The following is a 15370-nucleotide window of genomic DNA, read 5'->3' as shown; positions in this document are numbered from 1 at the left end:
ACGCTATCTATTCAAGATAGCGTTTACCGAGGCTCAAACCATGGATTAAAGACCCTGCATCAGCTCGGCGGCGATCTCGAAGGAGCGCAGCCGGGCCTGATGGTCGACGATGGGGCCATTGAACATCAGCTCATCGGCACGGGTTTCCGCCAGCAGCGCCTTGAGACCGTGACGAACCTGCTCCGGGTCGCCCACCAGAGAGCGGGCCAGCGTCTGCTCCATCGCCATCAGCTCACGGGGTGCCCACTCGTCGCCAAGCTGGACGACTGGCGCGGGCAGCTTGCCTGCATCACCGCGATGCAGGCGCAAGAACTGCTGCTGCACTGTGGTGAACTGGAAGCGGGCCTCTCGCTCGCTGTCGGCGGCGATCATGTTGATGCAGACCACCGCATGGGGCTTGGGCCAGCGAGCAGAGGGGCGATACTGGCTGCGGTAGATCTCCAGCGCTTGCAGCAACATCGCAGGGGCGAAATGGGAGGCAAAACCGAACGGCAAGCCCATCGCCGCTGCAAGTTGCGCGCTGTAGAGGCTGGAGCCCAGCAGCCAGATCGGCAGATGCAGCCCCTGACCGGGCACCGCCTGCACGGCGCCGATCTCGTCGCCGAAGTAGCTCATCAGCTCGCGCACATCGGCCGGAAAATCATCCACCTCGCCACTGCGCATACGCCGCAGCGCCCGCATGGTGCGCTGATCGGTCCCGGGTGCCCGGCCAAGGCCGAGATCGATGCGATCGGGATAGAGAGAGGCCAGCGTGCCAAACTGCTCGGCAATGACCAGCGGCGAGTGGTTCGGCAACATAATACCGCCCGCCCCAATCCGCAGAGTGGTGGTAGCCTCGGCCAGATGACCGATCAGCACCGAAGTGGCGGCACTGGCAATGCCCGGCATGTTGTGATGCTCGGCCAGCCAGTAACGCTGGTAACCCCAGCCCTCGGCATGGCGGGCAAGATCCCGCGAACGGCGAAACGACTCGGCAGGCACGGAACCTTCGGCAACCGGCACCAGATCGAGCACGGAATAGGGGATGGCAGACATAAATACACTCCATTGCATCACAATTTGCTAACAGAACGGGCACTCTATCATGAGATGTTCGAACGGAACACAATTGCCCTTGATGGCCTGGCGGGTGACCCAATGCGCCTGATGCAAAAAGGCCACCCCGCAAGCGGGATGGCCTTTTTCACCACGACGAGGTGATCAGAACAGCAGGTGTGCCACCGCGGCGATAACCGGCAAGGTGACCAGGGTGCGCAGCAGGAAGATAACGAACAGCTCCCACAGCTTGACCGGGATCTTGCTGCCCAGCAGCAGGGCACCCACTTCCGACATATAGATCAGCTGGGTCACTGACATGGCTGCAATCACGAAGCGGGTCATCTCGCTTTCGATGGTCGAGGCCAGTACCGCCGGAATGAACATGTCGGCAAAACCGACCATGATGGTCTTGGAGGCCGCTTCCGCCTCCGGCAGTTGCAGCAGCTCCAGCAAGGGGACGAACGGGGCCCCAAGCCAGTTGAAGATCGGAGTGTGTTCGGCCAGCATCAGGGCACAGGTGCCGATCGCCATCACCACCGGCAACACGCCAAACACCATATCCAGCGCATTCTTCACCCCTTCCCGCGCGACGGCGCCGAGATCAGTCATGCTGTCAGCCTTGGTCAGCGCCCGCTCGAAGCCATAGCTCATCACGCTGTGCTGGTGTGGTACCGCCTCCTGCTTGCGACACAGGGGGGTGCCGTCGGCATAGATGTCCTTCTTCCAGCAGAGCGGTGGCAGACGCGGCACCACGATGGCAGCAACCACACCCGCCAGACAGACGGTCAGGTAGAAGGGAACAAACATGTGCTCCAGCTTCACCTGGGAGATCACCACCAGACAGAAGGTGATGGAGACGGCGGAGAAAGTGGTGCCAATCACTGCAGCTTCACGCTGGGTGTAGAACTTGCCTTCGTACTGCTTGCTGGTCAGCAGGATGCCGACGCTGCCATCGCCAAGCCAGGAGGCAAAGCAGTCCACCGCGGAGCGACCCGGCAAGCGGAACACCGGACGCATGATGCGGGTCATCATGGTGCCGACAAATTCCAGCAGCCCGAAATCGAGCAGCAACGGCAGCAGCAGACCGGCGAAAATGAAGACCGAGAACAGCACCGGCAACAGATCGTTGAGCACCAGTCCACCGGTTGCGCCCGAGTAAAGCACCTCTGGCCCCGCCTGAAAGAAGGTCAGCAGCACGAAGATACCGCCCAAGACCCGCACGCAGGCCCAGAAAGGGGAGACATTGAACAAGCTGTTGAGGAAAGGACGGCGCACCAGAATCGCCGGTTTGAACAACCAGGCGATCAGCGTCATCAGCATGGTGGTGGTGATCACTGCGCTGACCATGGCGACCAGATAATCGGCAAACACCCGCTGCACCAGCTTGGCCAGCACGGCCACCGGAATGGTGACGTTACCGTCATAGACGACCGGCGTCATGAACAGCAGGATCCCGATGAGTGACGGAACCAGAAACATCAACAAGTTACGGCGGGTATTGACCGCAGGTGCTTCGAGACTCTTTTCCAACATGATATGACTGCCCTAATGTTACTTTTCCCTAGCCCGGCCAACCTGCGTATTCATGCATTAACCGGCAAAAACGGGCGCAAGAATACTCTAAAAAAATGCACAAACAAGCCTTTAAGGCAGAAATTTGCGCATAAATATTTCCGCAGGTAAACCTTCCATCAAAACAACCGGATACAGCAACGCATATCGATTCAATCGACATCGCCAGATGATTGTTTCGTTATTGTTAATTTAGGTGGGCAGTATAATCGGTTATCAATGGCAGACAATAAGTGACATCACAAATATACCTAATGAGCGGTAACTCGATAGATATAAAAAAACCGGAGCCTGTTCAGGCTCCGGTTTTCAATGAGAGTGACGAGGATTAGTCGCGCACGTAGATGACTTCAACACCGTCATCTTCGTCGTCATCCCAATCGTCATCATCCAACCCTTCATCGAAGGCCACGGAAGCTGCCAGCGCTTCGGCTTCAGCCTGAGCCAGCTGGTTCTTGTGGTAGTCGTCCCACTTGAACTCGACCTTCTCGATCGCCTCTTTGGCATCCTGCTCCAGTTGACGGGGCATGGTGTCCAGCAGATCCAGAATGTCATAGCAGACCTTCTTGGTACCTTCCTTGCTGATGGCCGAGATCTGGTAGACCGGACCTTCGTATGCCAGTGCCGCCTTGACGCGGTCCATCACTTCCTGGGCTTCCTCTTCCAGGATCAGATCCATCTTGTTGAACACCAGCCAGCGCGGCTTGCCTGCCAGCTCGGGGCTGTATTTTTCCAGTTCCCGGACGATGGTCACGGCGTTTTCAGCAGGATCGGAACCATCGATGGGGCAGATATCCACCAGATGGAGCAGCACGCGGCAACGCTCGAGGTGCTTCAGGAAGCGAATCCCCAGACCAGCACCTTCGGCGGCACCCTCGATCAGACCCGGAATATCCGCGATCACGAAGGAGCGGGAGTTCTCACCACGCACCACACCCAGGTTCGGCACCAGAGTGGTGAAGGGGTAGTCGGCCACTTTCGGACGCGCGGCGGAAACGGCACGGATAAAGGTAGATTTACCGGCGTTGGGCAGACCCAGCATACCGACGTCAGCCAGCAGCAGCAGTTCCAGCTTCAGGGTCCGCACTTCACCCGGCGTACCGTTACTCTTCTGGCGCGGAGCCCGATTGACGGAGCTCTTGAAGCGGGTGTTGCCCAGACCGTGGAAACCCCCCTTGGCAACCATCAGCTTCTGACCATGAGTGGTCAAGTCGCCCAGTCGTTCACCGGTATCCTCGTCGCTGGCGCGAGTACCGACAGGAACACGCAGGATCTTGTCCTTGCCACGATGGCCGGTACAGTTGGCACTGCGACCATTCTCGCCACGCTCGGCGGCATGGAAACGTTCAAAACGATAATCGATCAGGGTGTTGAGGTTTTCGTCGGCCAGCAGATAGACATCACCGCCATCGCCACCGTCACCGCCATCCGGACCACCGTTGGGAACATACAACTCCCGGCGAAAACTGACACAACCGTTACCACCGTCACCGGCATCGACTCGAATCTGGACTTCATCAACAAACTTCATAGGTAACCGTCACCTTAATTCGAAAAACCGATACGCAATTATAGTGGTACAGACCCCTGCGGGCGATACGCATCTTGGCAATCCACGCCCCTGTCGGAGCCCGGGTCATCTGCGTTCCGTTTTTTCGTCAACTATTCAGAAAAACAAAAGCCCCGCCTGTTGGCGGGGCTTCGGATCCTTGCGGTCCGTAATTACTCAGCAACGATGCTAACGTACTTACGATTCAGCGGACCTTTAACTTCGAACAGGATTTTACCAGTCGCGGTTGCGAACAGGGTGTGATCCTTGCCCAGACCAACGTTGGTGCCAGCGTGGAACTTGGTGCCACGTTGACGAACGATGATGCTACCAGCCAGAACTGTTTCGCCGCCGAAACGCTTAACGCCCAGGCGTTTAGCTTCAGAATCGCGACCGTTGCGGGATGAACCGCCAGCTTTTTTGTGTGCCATTTATCGGACTCCTCTAATTAAGCGCTGATGCCAGTGATTTTGACTTCAGTGAACCACTGACGGTGGCCCGCTTGCTTACGATGGTGCTTACGACGACGGAACTTGACGATAGTCACTTTCTCGCCACGGCCGTGAGCCACAACTTCAGCTACAACCTTGCCACCTTCAACGAAAGGAGCACCTACTTTAAAAGTGTCGCCTGCAGCAACCATCAGAACTTCGTTGAAGTCGATAGTAGCGCCAGTCTCAACGTTCAGCTTTTCCAGACGAACGATTTGACCTTCGGCCACACGGTGTTGTTTTCCGCCGCTTTGGAATACCGCGTACATTTGATTAACTCCGTAAAGGCATGTCTTTTGCTCAAGGCTAGACATGCGCAAAAACCTATAACAATGGGCGGGCATTCTACGCAAATCGATCTGCTCAGGCAAGGCCAATTTAGCAAAAAGTTTATTTTGTGCGCATATCTGCCGCCGTGGATAAACGCCTAACTGTAACCCATTGTGAAATCGTGTAGAATCCCTGCCATTACTAAAATCGCAGTTATTGCTGCTGTCACGTTACGAGACTTATGGACCAACAGACTATCCGTGCGCTCTGTGCCGCCGACATGACGGCGGTCAATGAACTGATCCTGGCCCGACTCCAGTCCGACGTTAGTCTGATCAATCAGCTGGGTTTCTACATTGTCAGCGCCGGCGGGAAACGGATGCGCCCGATGCTGACCGTGATGGCTGCGCGTGCGCTGGGCTATGAGGGTGAGGATCACCTGAAACTGGCCGCCATCATCGAATTCATTCACACCTCTACCCTGCTGCATGACGACGTGGTCGATGAATCCGACCTACGCCGCGGCCGGGAGACCGCCAACGCCATGTTTGGCAATGCCGCAAGCGTCTTGGTCGGTGACTACCTCTATAGCCGCTCCTTCCAGATGATGGCCGAACTCTCCAACCTGCGGGTGATGGAGATCCTCTCGGATGCCACCAACACCATCGCCGAAGGAGAAGTGTTGCAGCTGATGAACTGCAACGATCCGGACACCACCGAAGAGAGCTACATGACGGTCATCTACTGCAAGACCGCCAAGCTGTTCGAGGCCGCCACTCGGCTCGCCGCCGTGCTGACCCATCAGCCCGAGCCCGTCGAGCAGGCAATGACCGATTACGGCAAGTATCTGGGCACCGCGTTCCAGATCATTGATGACGTGATGGACTACTGCTCCCAGAGCGAAGAGATGGGCAAGAACGTCGGTGACGATCTGGCCGAAGGCAAACCTACCCTGCCGCTGCTGCGCGCCATGGAAGTGGGCACGCCCGAAGAGCGCCAGCTGGTGCGCGATGCCATCGAGCACCGCAACGGCATGGAGCATCTTGAGCAGATCCTCGGGATTCTCGACCGTACCGGCGCGCTGGAGTACTCCCGCATGCGTGCCAGGGAAGAGGCCGACAGGGCCATTGCCGCTCTCGCCATCCTGCCGGACTCCCCGCACAAGCACGCGCTGGAAACACTGGCCCACATGGCCGTGCAACGCAGTGCCTGAGTAAACGACATGCATGAAAAAAGAGGCCGTTGGCCTCTTTTTTATTGTCTGCTATCTGCTGGACAGGGCATTGCGCCAGACTCAGCGACTCAGCATCCAGAGGGTCACGCTACCCGCCACCACTAGCGAGCCGCCGATACGGCGCAACTGCTCCGCTGGCTGATCGCTCAGCAGCCGCAACATCTGCTGCCATGCTCTGGGCATCAACAGCGGGCCGAGCCCCTCAAACAACAACAGCAATCCCAGCCCCATCAGCATGGATGTCAGCATCTGACCTCCTTCAATGCAACCAGCCCCCAGGATCAACGGCTGGCATTGGCAGCAAAAAAAAAGGGTCTGACAATGCAGACCCTTTGAATGTGACCTCGTGGCGATTACTGCTTGGTGCCGTGAGGCGACTTGAGGTAACGGAAGAACTCGCTGTCCGGCTTCAACACCATCAGGTCGTTGCCACCGGCGAAGCTCTTGCGATAGGCCTCCATGCTACGCACGAAGCTGAAAAACTCGGGGTCTTTCTTGTAGCTGTCGGCATAGATCTTGGCGGCTTCCGCATCCCCTTCACCACGCAGCTGGCGAGCGTTACTCTCGGCGTCGGCGATCATGACGGTCACCTTGCGGTCGATATCGGCACGCAGGATTTCAGCCTTCTCGCGACCCTGAGAGCGGTGCTCACGGGCGACTGCGGTACGTTCGGCACGCATCCTCTGGTAGATGGAGTTGGAGACCTCCACCGGCAGGTTGATCTGCTTGATCCGCACATCCACCACCTTGATACCGAGCTCGGAGGAGCGCGCCATCTTCTTCAGGGCATCTTCCATCACGGTACTACGCTCACCGGAGACGATGTCCTTGATGGTACGGTTACCGATCTCGGAACGCAGACCGTTGTTGATCTTGCGCTTGAGCAGATCTTCAGCCTGCAGCTTGTTGCCACCACCGGTTGCCAGGTAGTACTTGGAGAAGTCCTCGATCTTCCACTTCACGTAGGAGTCGATGATCAGGTCTTTCTTCTCGGAGGTGACAAAACGGTCGGCCTGGCTGTCAATGGTCTGGATGCGGGCATCCATCTTGCGAACCTGGTCGATGAGCGGCACCTTGAAGTGCAGGCCCGGCTCATAGAGGCGGGGCTCACCGGAGTCAACCCGCTTCACCTTGCCAAACTGCACCACAATCCCCTTCTGACCTTCATCAACGATAAAGACAGAGGAGAAGCAGACCATGGCCGCGACAGCGATTGCACCAATAGCTAGCTTTTTCATCTATCAGTTTCTCCCTGAGCTGAAGCGGTCACCGCTACGCAGCGGCGTTGTCGGCGTAGAGTTGGCACCCTCGTTGGAAACGGGGACTTGCTCTGCGACCGGAGCGACAGTTGCACGATCAGACTGGGCTGCATTCGGCTTGCCGGACAGCTTGTCGAGCGGCAGGTAGATCATGCTGTTGTTGCCAGCCGGCATGTCGACCACCACCTTGTTGGCCTGCTGATAGAGCTCTTCCATCGTTTCCAGATAGATACGCTCACGGGTCAGCTCGGGGGCAGCCTGATACTGGGGCAGCAACTCGTTGAAGCGAGCAACTTCACCCTGGGCTTTCAACACGATCTGGGATTTGTAAGCTTCCGCTTCCTGCTCCAGACGTTTGACCGAACCACGCGCCTTCGGCTCCACTTCACGAGCGTAGGCTTCCGCTTCACGAATGAAGCGCTGTTCATCTTCCTGAGCGGAGATGGCGTCATCGAAGGCGTCTTTCACCTCTTCCGGCGGACGCGCCGGCAGGAAGTTGACGTCGACGATCTGCAGACCCATCTGGTAGGGCTCGATGATGCCATCGATCACCTGCCAGGTCTCCTGACGCACTTTCTCACGACCGGTCGTCAGCACATCATCCATCCGGGTATGACCCACCACGTAGCGCAGGGCGCTATCGGTAGCCTGACCCAAACTCTCGTCGGCATTGGTCACGCTGAACAGATACTGCTCGGGATTGACGACACGGTACTGTACGTCCATCTCGACCCGTACCACGTTCTCATCCTGAGTCAGCATGAAACCGGAAGCGGGCAGGGAACGCACGGACTCGACGTCCACCGGGATCACCTGATCGATAAAGGTCGGTTTCCAGCGCAGGCCCGGCTCGACAATATGGGAAAACTTGCCAAACCGCAGCACGGCACCGCGCTCCGCTTCGCGAATGGTGTAGAAGCCGCTGACGACCCACACCACCACAGCCACAACCAGCGCGATGGAGATACCAAAGCGACCGATATCGCCGCCAGATTTGCCGCCACCAAACAAGCCACCGAAACGGCGACTCACTTTGCGCAGCATTTCATCCAGATCAGGGGGTCCCTGATTCTTGCCGTTATTCCCCCAAGGGTCACGGTCTTTGCCGTTGTTACCAGGCTCATTCCAAGCCATCAGCGTCTCCATTAATACATGCGGATGGATATCATCTCTACCGGGCCATCATACGTTGAGAAGCCCCTAAGGGTTCATCTTCTTCGACGAATCAATGCCTGATAAAGCGTTGTAAACTCTCACCTTCCTGTTTCACGAGGCGGTTCCAGTCGGCCACTTGCAAGCGGACTTCCAGCACGAAATCACCCTCCTCGCTAAAACCTTCCTGCTCAATCCCTTTCAGCTGATAGAGCGCACTGCGCAATCTCGCGGCAGAAGGAGGCAACTGCAGGGTGTGATGCACCATGGAGCCAGCCAGCAATTCGGTCAGCGCCGTAAACAGATGCTCACAACCTTCACCGGTCTGGGCAGACAGCCAGACGCGCAACGGGCGCCCCTCGTCATCTCGCTCCAGACCCGCCGGACGATCCACCAGCTTGTCGATCTTGTTGCAGATCATCAGCTGTGGCCTGTCGTCGGCTTCAATCTCGGCCAACACCTGCTGCACGGAGTCGATATTCTCCTGCATCTGCTCATCGGCACAGTCCACCACATGCAGCAACAGATCCGCTTCACGGGTCTCCTGCAGGGTCGCCTTGAAGGCCGCGACCAGATCATGGGGCAAGTGCCGAATAAATCCAACTGTATCCGCCAAAATCACATCACCCACATCCCGGATCACCAGTTTACGCAGGGTGGGATCCAGAGTTGCGAACAATTGGTCGGCAGCATACACGCTGGCAGCTGTAAGTTGGTTGAACAAAGTGGACTTTCCGGCGTTGGTATAACCAACCAGTGACACCGTCGGCACTTCGTTGCGGTTGCGGGCGCGGCGTCCCTGCTCCCGCTGCTTGGCCACCTTGTCGAGCCGACGCAAAATCGCCTTGATGCGTTCCCGCAGCAGACGTCGGTCAGTTTCAAGCTGAGTTTCACCCGGGCCACGCAGACCGATCCCGCCCTTTTGACGCTCAAGGTGGGTCCAGCCTCGCACCAGACGAGTGGAAAGATGGCGCAGCTGGGCCAGTTCGACCTGCAGTTTACCTTCGTGGGTACGGGCGCGCTGGGCAAAGATATCGAGGATCAGGCCGGTTCGGTCCACCACCCGGCACTGGAACAGACGCTCCAGGTTGCGCTCCTGGGCAGGGGTCAGGGCATGGTTGAAGATGACGACGTCGGCATCCAGCATCTGGACTTGGGACGCGATCTCTTCAGCCTTGCCACTGCCGACAAAAAATTTGGCACTGGGCGCACTGCGACTGGTGGTAATTACCCCCAGCGCATTGACTCCGGCCGAGCTCACCAACATCTTGAGCTCTTCCAGATCCTCCCGCTCACCCTCATCACTGAAGTTGACATGCACCAGAACGGCCTGTTCGCCAGCTTCATAACGGTCAAACAAGCGCTTGCTCCTTAACAGGAATCATGATGAATCTGAGTTGGCGAGTCGACTCGCCCAGGGATATCACGCCTCGGCATCACCCTGTTCATCAGCCGCGCCACCCGGAGTGGGCTGGTGATGATTGACGGCACGGGCCGGTACGACAGTCGAGATGGCGTGCTTGTAAACCATCTGGCTCACGGTGTTTTTCAGCAGGATAACAAACTGGTCAAAAGACTCGATCTGACCTTGCAGTTTGATGCCGTTCACCAAATAGATAGAAACAGGAATCCGCTCACGGCGCAGCGCATTCAAAAACGGGTCTTGGAGAGATTGCCCCTTAGCCATTTTTCTTTTCCTTATAGTTTGTTGTTTTTAAACACCGAATATCAATATAACAACCTGATTATACAGGGAGTGTCAAGCCGCACCAGCGCGAGCAAGCACGCGGTCGAGATTGCCAGACTCACCAGATTCCAACCAGGTCACATCGGGCCAGCCGCGCAACCAGGTCAACTGTCGTTTTGCCAATTGGCGTGTGGCAACAATGCCACGATAACGCATCTCATCATACCCCACTTCACCGCACAGGTAGTCCCACATTTGGCGATAACCCACACAGCGAATGGAGGGGAGATCCGGGTTCAGATCGCCGCGCGCCATCAGCGCACGAACCTCCTGTTCAAAGCCACCTTGCAGCATCTTGTCAAAGCGCTGTTCGATACGCTGATGCAGCACGGCGCGATCGCTCGGGGCGATGGCAAACTGCTGCACTCGATAGGGCAAGCCCTCCCCCTGCACCTGCGTCAGCTCGGTAAGGGTCTTGCCGCTGATACGGTAGACCTCCAGCGCCCGAGAGAGTCGCTGCGGGTCATTGGGGTGGATCCGCGCACCGGCCACCGGGTCGATGCGCACCAGCTCATCGTGCAGCGCCTGCCAACCGAGGCGGGTAGCCTCTTCCTCAATCCCGGCACGAATGGCGGGATCGGCAGAGGGCAATGGGGACAACCCCTCCAGCAGCGCCTTGAAATAGAGCATGGTGCCGCCCACCAGCAGCGGAATGCGGCCGCGATCGGCGATCTCTTTCATCTCCCGCAGGGCATCCTTGCAAAAATCGGCTGCCGAATAGCTCACAGCGGGATCAAGAATATCGATCAGCCGGTGCGGGGCCCGCGCCAGCTCATCGGCAGTCGGCTTGGCCGTACCTATATCCATGCCGCGATAGATCAGTGCAGAATCGACGCTGATGATGTCGCAAGGCAATGCCTGGCACAATTCAATGGCGAGATCCGTCTTGCCGGAGGCCGTCGGCCCCATCAGAAAAATTGCGGTCGGCAAGTCACTCGCCATGTTCAAACTCCTCCAGCACGGTCGCCAACGAAAGGGGACGCACCATGCGAATGTCTGCCAGTTGGTCACTGAAATCAGTCACAAGTTCCGTCAGCAGACGACTGGCAGTTGAAAAATCGTATATCTTCTCGCGGCTTATCCCCTGCTCCACCAGCCATTGGCATAATACTTCAGCCTGCTGACCAGCATCACTGTCAGATCCGCCCTCGATAATTTGCAGCAATTCGGGTAACAGACGCACCAGATCGGTCTGGCGCAGCAGAGCCGGCACCCGAGTCAGGATCATGGTGTCGCGCCCCCCGCTTTTCAACTCCAGCCCCATCCGTTTCAGCAAACGTTCCTGCTCGGTCACCAGCGCGATCAAATTCTTCGGCAATTTGAAGGAGACCGGCAGCAACAGTGGCTGAGCCGCCAGTCCCTGGCCCCAGGTCTCCAGCAGCCAGTGGCGCAGCAGCACCCGCTCGGCGCGCACCAGCGAGAGCAGCGCCAGCTGATTATCCCGCTCGATCAACAGGTAGGCCTGCTCCACCAGTGTCAGGGCGCGACATCCCCCCTGTTTGGGTGATGGCACTGTGTCGGTGGACTGTGCGGGAGCAGCCTCAGCCGCTGTTGCGATAGGCAGCGTAGTGAGCAGAGCGCCCATGCCGCGCATCGCCTCACGGCTTGGGGGCTCGGGCGGTTGATAATTGCTGGCTCGGCCAGCCCCCTCCCGTACCTGTGCAGGTGCCCGGTAGCTGTGCTCGGCACCGTACCACTCCGGGCGTGGCGCCTGACCGGGATATTCAATTTGCGGACTGACCGGCAACTCGACCAGGGTTTCGGCCAGCGGCGCGTCCTGATGAGCGGCGCTGACTCCTTCGCGGCGCAGCGCGGTAAACAGCGCCTGAAAGATAAAGTCGTGGATCAGTCGCGCCTGATGGAAGCGCACCTCATGCTTGGCCGGGTGGACGTTGACATCCACCTGACGGGGATCCAGCTCGATATAGAGCACATAGGCGGCGAAGCGGTCGGGAGGCAGCAACTCGTCATAGGCCTGACGAATGGCGTGGTTGATGAGCTTGTCGCGCATCATCCGGCCGTTGACATAGGTGTATTGCAGATCGTTTTGCGGTCTTGCCCCCTCCGGAGTCGCCAGCCAGCCCCACAGCCGCACGTCGCTATGCTCGCTCTCCACCGCCAGCGCATGGTGCATGAAGGGGGTGCCGCAAACGGCGGCGAGACGTCGCTCCTGCTCCGGCACGGTATTGGCGGCCTTGTACTGGCGCACCACCTTGCCATTGTGGCGCAGGATCAGGGTGGCATCGAAGCGGGAGAGCGCGATGCGGCGCACCAGCTCGTCGATGTGGGCAAACTCGGTCTTTTCGCTGCGCATGAACTTGCGCCGCGCCGGGGTATTGAAGAAGAGATCCACCACCTCCACCGTGGTGCCTACCGGATGGGCCGCCGGCTTGATGGTGACGCTCATCTCCCGCCCTTCCGCCTGGGCTTGCCAGGCTTCGGACTGATCTGCAGTACGGGAGGTGAAGGTGAGGCGGGAGACCGAGCTGATGGAGGCGAGCGCCTCGCCACGAAAGCCGAGGCTGTTGATCCCTTCCAGATCATCCAGCGTGGCCACCTTGGAGGTCGCATGACGCGACAGCGCCAGCACCAGCTCGTCTTTGGCGACGCCACAGCCGTTGTCACGGATGCGGATCAGCTTGGCGCCCCCCTTGTCGATGTCGATCTCGACCCGGTCGGCCCCCGCATCCAGGCTGTTCTCCACCAGCTCTTTCACCACAGAAGAGGGCCGCTCCACCACCTCTCCGGCTGCAATCTGGTTGGCCAGAATCGGGGGTAATATACGGATCGGCATCGCTGACTCCTGAATTTCAATCTTGCTGATGGTATTCGCTAACAGCGGGAGCGGCATCGCCCGCTCCCGCGCGTCAGTTTTGCGGAATGTAGAGCACCTGCCCTACCTGAATATTCCGCGACTTGAGCTTGTTGATCTCTACCAGCCGTGCCTGACTCACCCCATGCTTCTCGGCAAGGCGGGAGAGACTCTCGCCCCGCTTGACCACATGGCGGATCATCTGCGACTTGTCGTCACTGCGCACGGGAGCGGCACTGCGGCTCTGCCCCTGTTGGGGGATATAGATGGTCTGACCAATCTGAATATCCCGGCTGCGCAGCTGGTTGATCTCCACCAAAGTGGACTGACTCACCCCATGCTTCTCGGCAAGGCGAGAGAGGCTCTCGCCCCGTTTGACCACATGGCGGAGCATCCGCGATTTGTCATAGTCCCCCACACTGCTGACCGGTGCACCGCTCTCCTGCGCTGCCGCCGAGTAAGGCTTGATCACCCCGGCGCCAGAGCCGCTCCCAGCACCGCCGTCGCGGGCGGTGGCGGGCATCTTGTTGGTCACTACCGGCTGCGACTGTGTCTGCCTGGGCTGGCTCACCGGCTGCCGGGCTACCGGTGCAGGGCGAGTAGCCGTAGGTTGGCTCACCTGCCTCTTGCCGGTCAGCATGGCCCCCTTGGTCGGGTGGGCGCGGTAGTAGTTGCGGATCCCCTCGAAGATGGCGCGGGCCAGCTGGTCCTGATAACTGGCGGTAGCCAGCAGCTTCTCTTCCGCATGGTTGGAGATAAACCCGGTCTCCACCAACACCGAGGGAATGTCCGGCGCTTTCAGCACCGCAAGACTGGCGTGCTCCGGCGCCTTCTTGTGCAGTCGGGCAACCTTGCCCATGGAGCGTAGGATCTGGCGGCTGACGTCATATCCTTCGGCACGGGACTTGTCCATGGAGAGGTCGAGGAAGGTCTGTGCCAGATAGGGGTTGGGATCGGATTCCGCCAACACCTTGCCGACACCGCCCAGTAGCTCGCCCTGTTTCTCCTGCTTCTCCAGCCAGCTGCCCATCTCGCGGTTGGCGCGATTGGTCGATAACACCCAGACAGAGGCACCACGGGGCGTGGAGTTGTGGAAGCTGTCCGCATGCACAGATACCAGCAGATCCGCCTTGGCCTTGCGGGCAATCTCGGAGCGCTTGTTCAGATCGACGAAGTAGTCGCCACGACGGGTCAGCACGGCGCGCATCCCCGGCTCGCGGTCGATCAGCGCCGCCAGCTTCTGGGAGACCGCCAGCGTGACCCGCTTCTCGTAGGTTCGGCGTGGCCCGATGGAGCCCGGGTCTTCCCCGCCGTGGCCCGGGTCGATGGCAATCACCACCCCCTTGCCCTTGCCACCGACAGGCGTGGACTGCACTGCAGCCGCCGAGCGCTTCTCTTCATAAGGCAGGTCGATGACCAGACGGTGGCCATAAGGCCCGGCGGGCGCCAGCGGAAAGACCACCGGCTTGATGGCGGAGCTGAGATCCATCACCAGCCGCAGACCGCCCTTCTCCAGTGGCGTGCTCTGGCGGATCTTGCGCACCAGTTCGCTGTTGTTCTCGATCCGGGCCAGATTGGCGGCGTTGCTCGCCCCTTTCAGGTCGATCACCAGCCGATCCGGGCCGGTGAGGGTGAAATAGTTGAAGTTGGGGGCGCTGCTCATGTCGAGCACCACCCGGGTATTATCCGGTGATGGCCAGATTCGTACGCTCTTGAGCTGATTCGCCCAGGAGGGTAACGCCATCAAAGAGAGAGCAATAACAAGGATCAAGCGCACGTAGATGACAACCGTTCCAGAATGGCTTCGCCAATAGCAGTGCGGGCCTCTATCAGAACCTCGCGCTGCTCGCCTACATAAGTGAGGGTAATTTCCAGGTCGGGAGCCGGTAACCAGCCCTCGCCCTTCTCGGACCACTCCACCAGACAGAGAGTGTTGGCGGCAAAATAGTCCCGAATGCCCATGAATTCCAGCTCTTCCGGATCAGCCAGGCGATAGAGATCGAAATGGTAGACCTGCCAGCCATCGAGCTCGTAGGGCTCGACCAGGGTGTAAGTCGGACTTTTTACCTTGCCCTGATGGCCAAGGCCCTGCACCCAGCCGCGGGTCAGGGTGGTTTTACCGGCGCCAAGCGTGCCATGCAAAAACACTGTGGTCGCCTGCTGGCAGGCCTGTGCCAGACGGCCACCCAGTGCCACGGTTGCTGCCTCGTCCGGCAGTGTCATCATCAACTGTTTTGCCATGTTCT

Annotated in this window: 15 protein-coding genes; 1 reads left to right on the top strand and 14 read right to left on the bottom strand. The window is 58.8% G+C overall.

The genetic code is table 11. From position 1 onward, the window contains the following. Nucleotides 1-45: 45 nt before the first annotated feature. The 5 genes from BN1115_RS07230 to rplU all read right to left on the bottom strand — a co-directional run bounded on the left by BN1115_RS07230 (nt 46) and on the right by rplU (nt 4919). Nucleotides 46-1035: a luciferase-like monooxygenase gene (locus BN1115_RS07230; protein ID WP_042656653.1), complete on the bottom strand. Its 990-nt coding sequence runs from the start codon at nt 1033-1035 to the stop codon at nt 46-48. A 165-nt stretch (nt 1036-1200) separates the two neighbouring features. Next, nucleotides 1201-2571 carry a YjiH family protein gene (locus BN1115_RS07225; protein ID WP_042059942.1) on the bottom strand — a complete coding sequence of 457 codons (1371 nt, stop codon included), beginning with the start codon at nt 2569-2571 and terminating at the stop codon, nt 1201-1203. Between the two features lie 367 nt (nt 2572-2938). Then, nucleotides 2939-4141 carry an Obg family GTPase CgtA gene (gene cgtA / locus BN1115_RS07220; RefSeq protein WP_042059940.1) on the bottom strand — a complete coding sequence of 401 codons (1203 nt, stop codon included), beginning with the start codon at nt 4139-4141 and terminating at the stop codon, nt 2939-2941. A 191-nt stretch (nt 4142-4332) separates the two neighbouring features. After that, nucleotides 4333-4590: a 50S ribosomal protein L27 gene (gene rpmA, locus BN1115_RS07215; protein ID WP_005339028.1), complete on the bottom strand. Its 258-nt coding sequence runs from the start codon at nt 4588-4590 to the stop codon at nt 4333-4335. A gap of 17 nt (nt 4591-4607) precedes the next feature. Beyond that, a complete protein-coding gene (gene rplU, locus BN1115_RS07210) occupies nt 4608-4919 on the bottom strand; it encodes a 50S ribosomal protein L21 (RefSeq protein WP_005304210.1) in 312 nt (103 codons plus the stop codon). A 242-nt stretch (nt 4920-5161) separates the two neighbouring features. Here rplU and ispB point away from each other — a divergent pair, with 242 nt between their 5' ends. Then, nucleotides 5162-6133, top strand: a complete 972-nt coding sequence (gene ispB / locus BN1115_RS07205; protein ID WP_042656652.1) for an octaprenyl diphosphate synthase — start codon at nt 5162-5164, stop codon at nt 6131-6133. Nucleotides 6134-6214: 81 nt separating this feature from the next. Here ispB and BN1115_RS07200 read toward each other — a convergent pair whose 3' ends face one another. The 9 genes from BN1115_RS07200 to tsaE all read right to left on the bottom strand — a co-directional run bounded on the left by BN1115_RS07200 (nt 6215) and on the right by tsaE (nt 15365). Continuing rightward, entirely contained in the window at nt 6215-6403 is a 189-nt protein-coding gene (locus BN1115_RS07200; RefSeq protein WP_042656651.1) for a DUF2065 family protein, read from the bottom strand. Nucleotides 6404-6507: 104 nt separating this feature from the next. Further along, a complete protein-coding gene (hflC, locus tag BN1115_RS07195; RefSeq protein WP_005339038.1) occupies nt 6508-7392 on the bottom strand; it encodes a protease modulator HflC in 885 nt (294 codons plus the stop codon). A gap of 3 nt (nt 7393-7395) precedes the next feature. Then, entirely contained in the window at nt 7396-8547 is a 1152-nt protein-coding gene (hflK, locus tag BN1115_RS07190) for an FtsH protease activity modulator HflK (protein WP_042656650.1), read from the bottom strand. 91 nt (nt 8548-8638) lie between these two features. After that, a complete protein-coding gene (gene hflX, locus BN1115_RS07185; protein WP_042656649.1) occupies nt 8639-9925 on the bottom strand; it encodes a ribosome rescue GTPase HflX in 1287 nt (428 codons plus the stop codon). Nucleotides 9926-9988: 63 nt separating this feature from the next. Then, on the bottom strand, nt 9989-10252 hold the full coding sequence (gene hfq / locus BN1115_RS07180; RefSeq protein ID WP_005339045.1) for an RNA chaperone Hfq: 264 nt from the start codon (nt 10250-10252) through the stop codon (nt 9989-9991). Between the two features lie 72 nt (nt 10253-10324). Continuing rightward, nucleotides 10325-11254: a tRNA (adenosine(37)-N6)-dimethylallyltransferase MiaA gene (miaA, locus tag BN1115_RS07175; protein ID WP_082034813.1), complete on the bottom strand. Its 930-nt coding sequence runs from the start codon at nt 11252-11254 to the stop codon at nt 10325-10327. Then, on the bottom strand, nt 11244-13106 hold the full coding sequence (gene mutL, locus BN1115_RS07170) for a DNA mismatch repair endonuclease MutL (protein WP_042656743.1): 1863 nt from the start codon (nt 13104-13106) through the stop codon (nt 11244-11246). Before mutL ends, miaA begins: the two co-directional genes overlap by 11 nt. 73 nt (nt 13107-13179) lie before the next feature. Further along, entirely contained in the window at nt 13180-14868 is a 1689-nt protein-coding gene (locus tag BN1115_RS07165) for an N-acetylmuramoyl-L-alanine amidase (RefSeq protein ID WP_042656648.1), read from the bottom strand. A gap of 23 nt (nt 14869-14891) precedes the next feature. Beyond that, on the bottom strand, nt 14892-15365 hold the full coding sequence (gene tsaE, locus BN1115_RS07160; RefSeq protein WP_005339056.1) for a tRNA (adenosine(37)-N6)-threonylcarbamoyltransferase complex ATPase subunit type 1 TsaE: 474 nt from the start codon (nt 15363-15365) through the stop codon (nt 14892-14894). Between the last annotated feature and the right edge of the window lie 5 nt (nt 15366-15370).

This window comes from Aeromonas allosaccharophila (genome assembly GCF_000819685.1).
Lineage (GTDB): Bacteria > Pseudomonadota > Gammaproteobacteria > Enterobacterales > Aeromonadaceae > Aeromonas > Aeromonas allosaccharophila.
Note: the sequence above shows the minus strand (reverse complement) of the source record. Positions and strands in the feature narration are given on the sequence as shown.

Bases quoted from the DNA above. Each gene is read 5' to 3' on its own strand.
- BN1115_RS07230 (WP_042656653.1), bottom strand. From the start codon at position 1,035: ATGTCTGCCATCCCCTATTCCGTGCTCGATCTGGTGCCGGTTGCCGAA.
- BN1115_RS07225 (WP_042059942.1), bottom strand. From the start codon at position 2,571: ATGTTGGAAAAGAGTCTCGAAGCACCTGCGGTCAATACCCGCCGTAAC.
- cgtA (WP_042059940.1), bottom strand. From the start codon at position 4,141: ATGAAGTTTGTTGATGAAGTCCAGATTCGAGTCGATGCCGGTGACGGT.
- rpmA (WP_005339028.1), bottom strand. From the start codon at position 4,590: ATGGCACACAAAAAAGCTGGCGGTTCATCCCGCAACGGTCGCGATTCT.
- rplU (WP_005304210.1), bottom strand. From the start codon at position 4,919: ATGTACGCGGTATTCCAAAGCGGCGGAAAACAACACCGTGTGGCCGAA.
- ispB (WP_042656652.1), top strand. From the start codon at position 5,162: ATGGACCAACAGACTATCCGTGCGCTCTGTGCCGCCGACATGACGGCG.
- BN1115_RS07200 (WP_042656651.1), bottom strand. From the start codon at position 6,403: ATGCTGACATCCATGCTGATGGGGCTGGGATTGCTGTTGTTGTTTGAG.
- hflC (WP_005339038.1), bottom strand. From the start codon at position 7,392: ATGAAAAAGCTAGCTATTGGTGCAATCGCTGTCGCGGCCATGGTCTGC.
- hflK (WP_042656650.1), bottom strand. From the start codon at position 8,547: ATGGCTTGGAATGAGCCTGGTAACAACGGCAAAGACCGTGACCCTTGG.
- hfq (WP_005339045.1), bottom strand. From the start codon at position 10,252: ATGGCTAAGGGGCAATCTCTCCAAGACCCGTTTTTGAATGCGCTGCGC.
- miaA (WP_082034813.1), bottom strand. From the start codon at position 11,254: ATGGCGAGTGACTTGCCGACCGCAATTTTTCTGATGGGGCCGACGGCC.
- mutL (WP_042656743.1), bottom strand. From the start codon at position 13,106: ATGCCGATCCGTATATTACCCCCGATTCTGGCCAACCAGATTGCAGCC.
- BN1115_RS07165 (WP_042656648.1), bottom strand. From the start codon at position 14,868: ATGGCGTTACCCTCCTGGGCGAATCAGCTCAAGAGCGTACGAATCTGG.
- tsaE (WP_005339056.1), bottom strand. From the start codon at position 15,365: ATGGCAAAACAGTTGATGATGACACTGCCGGACGAGGCAGCAACCGTG.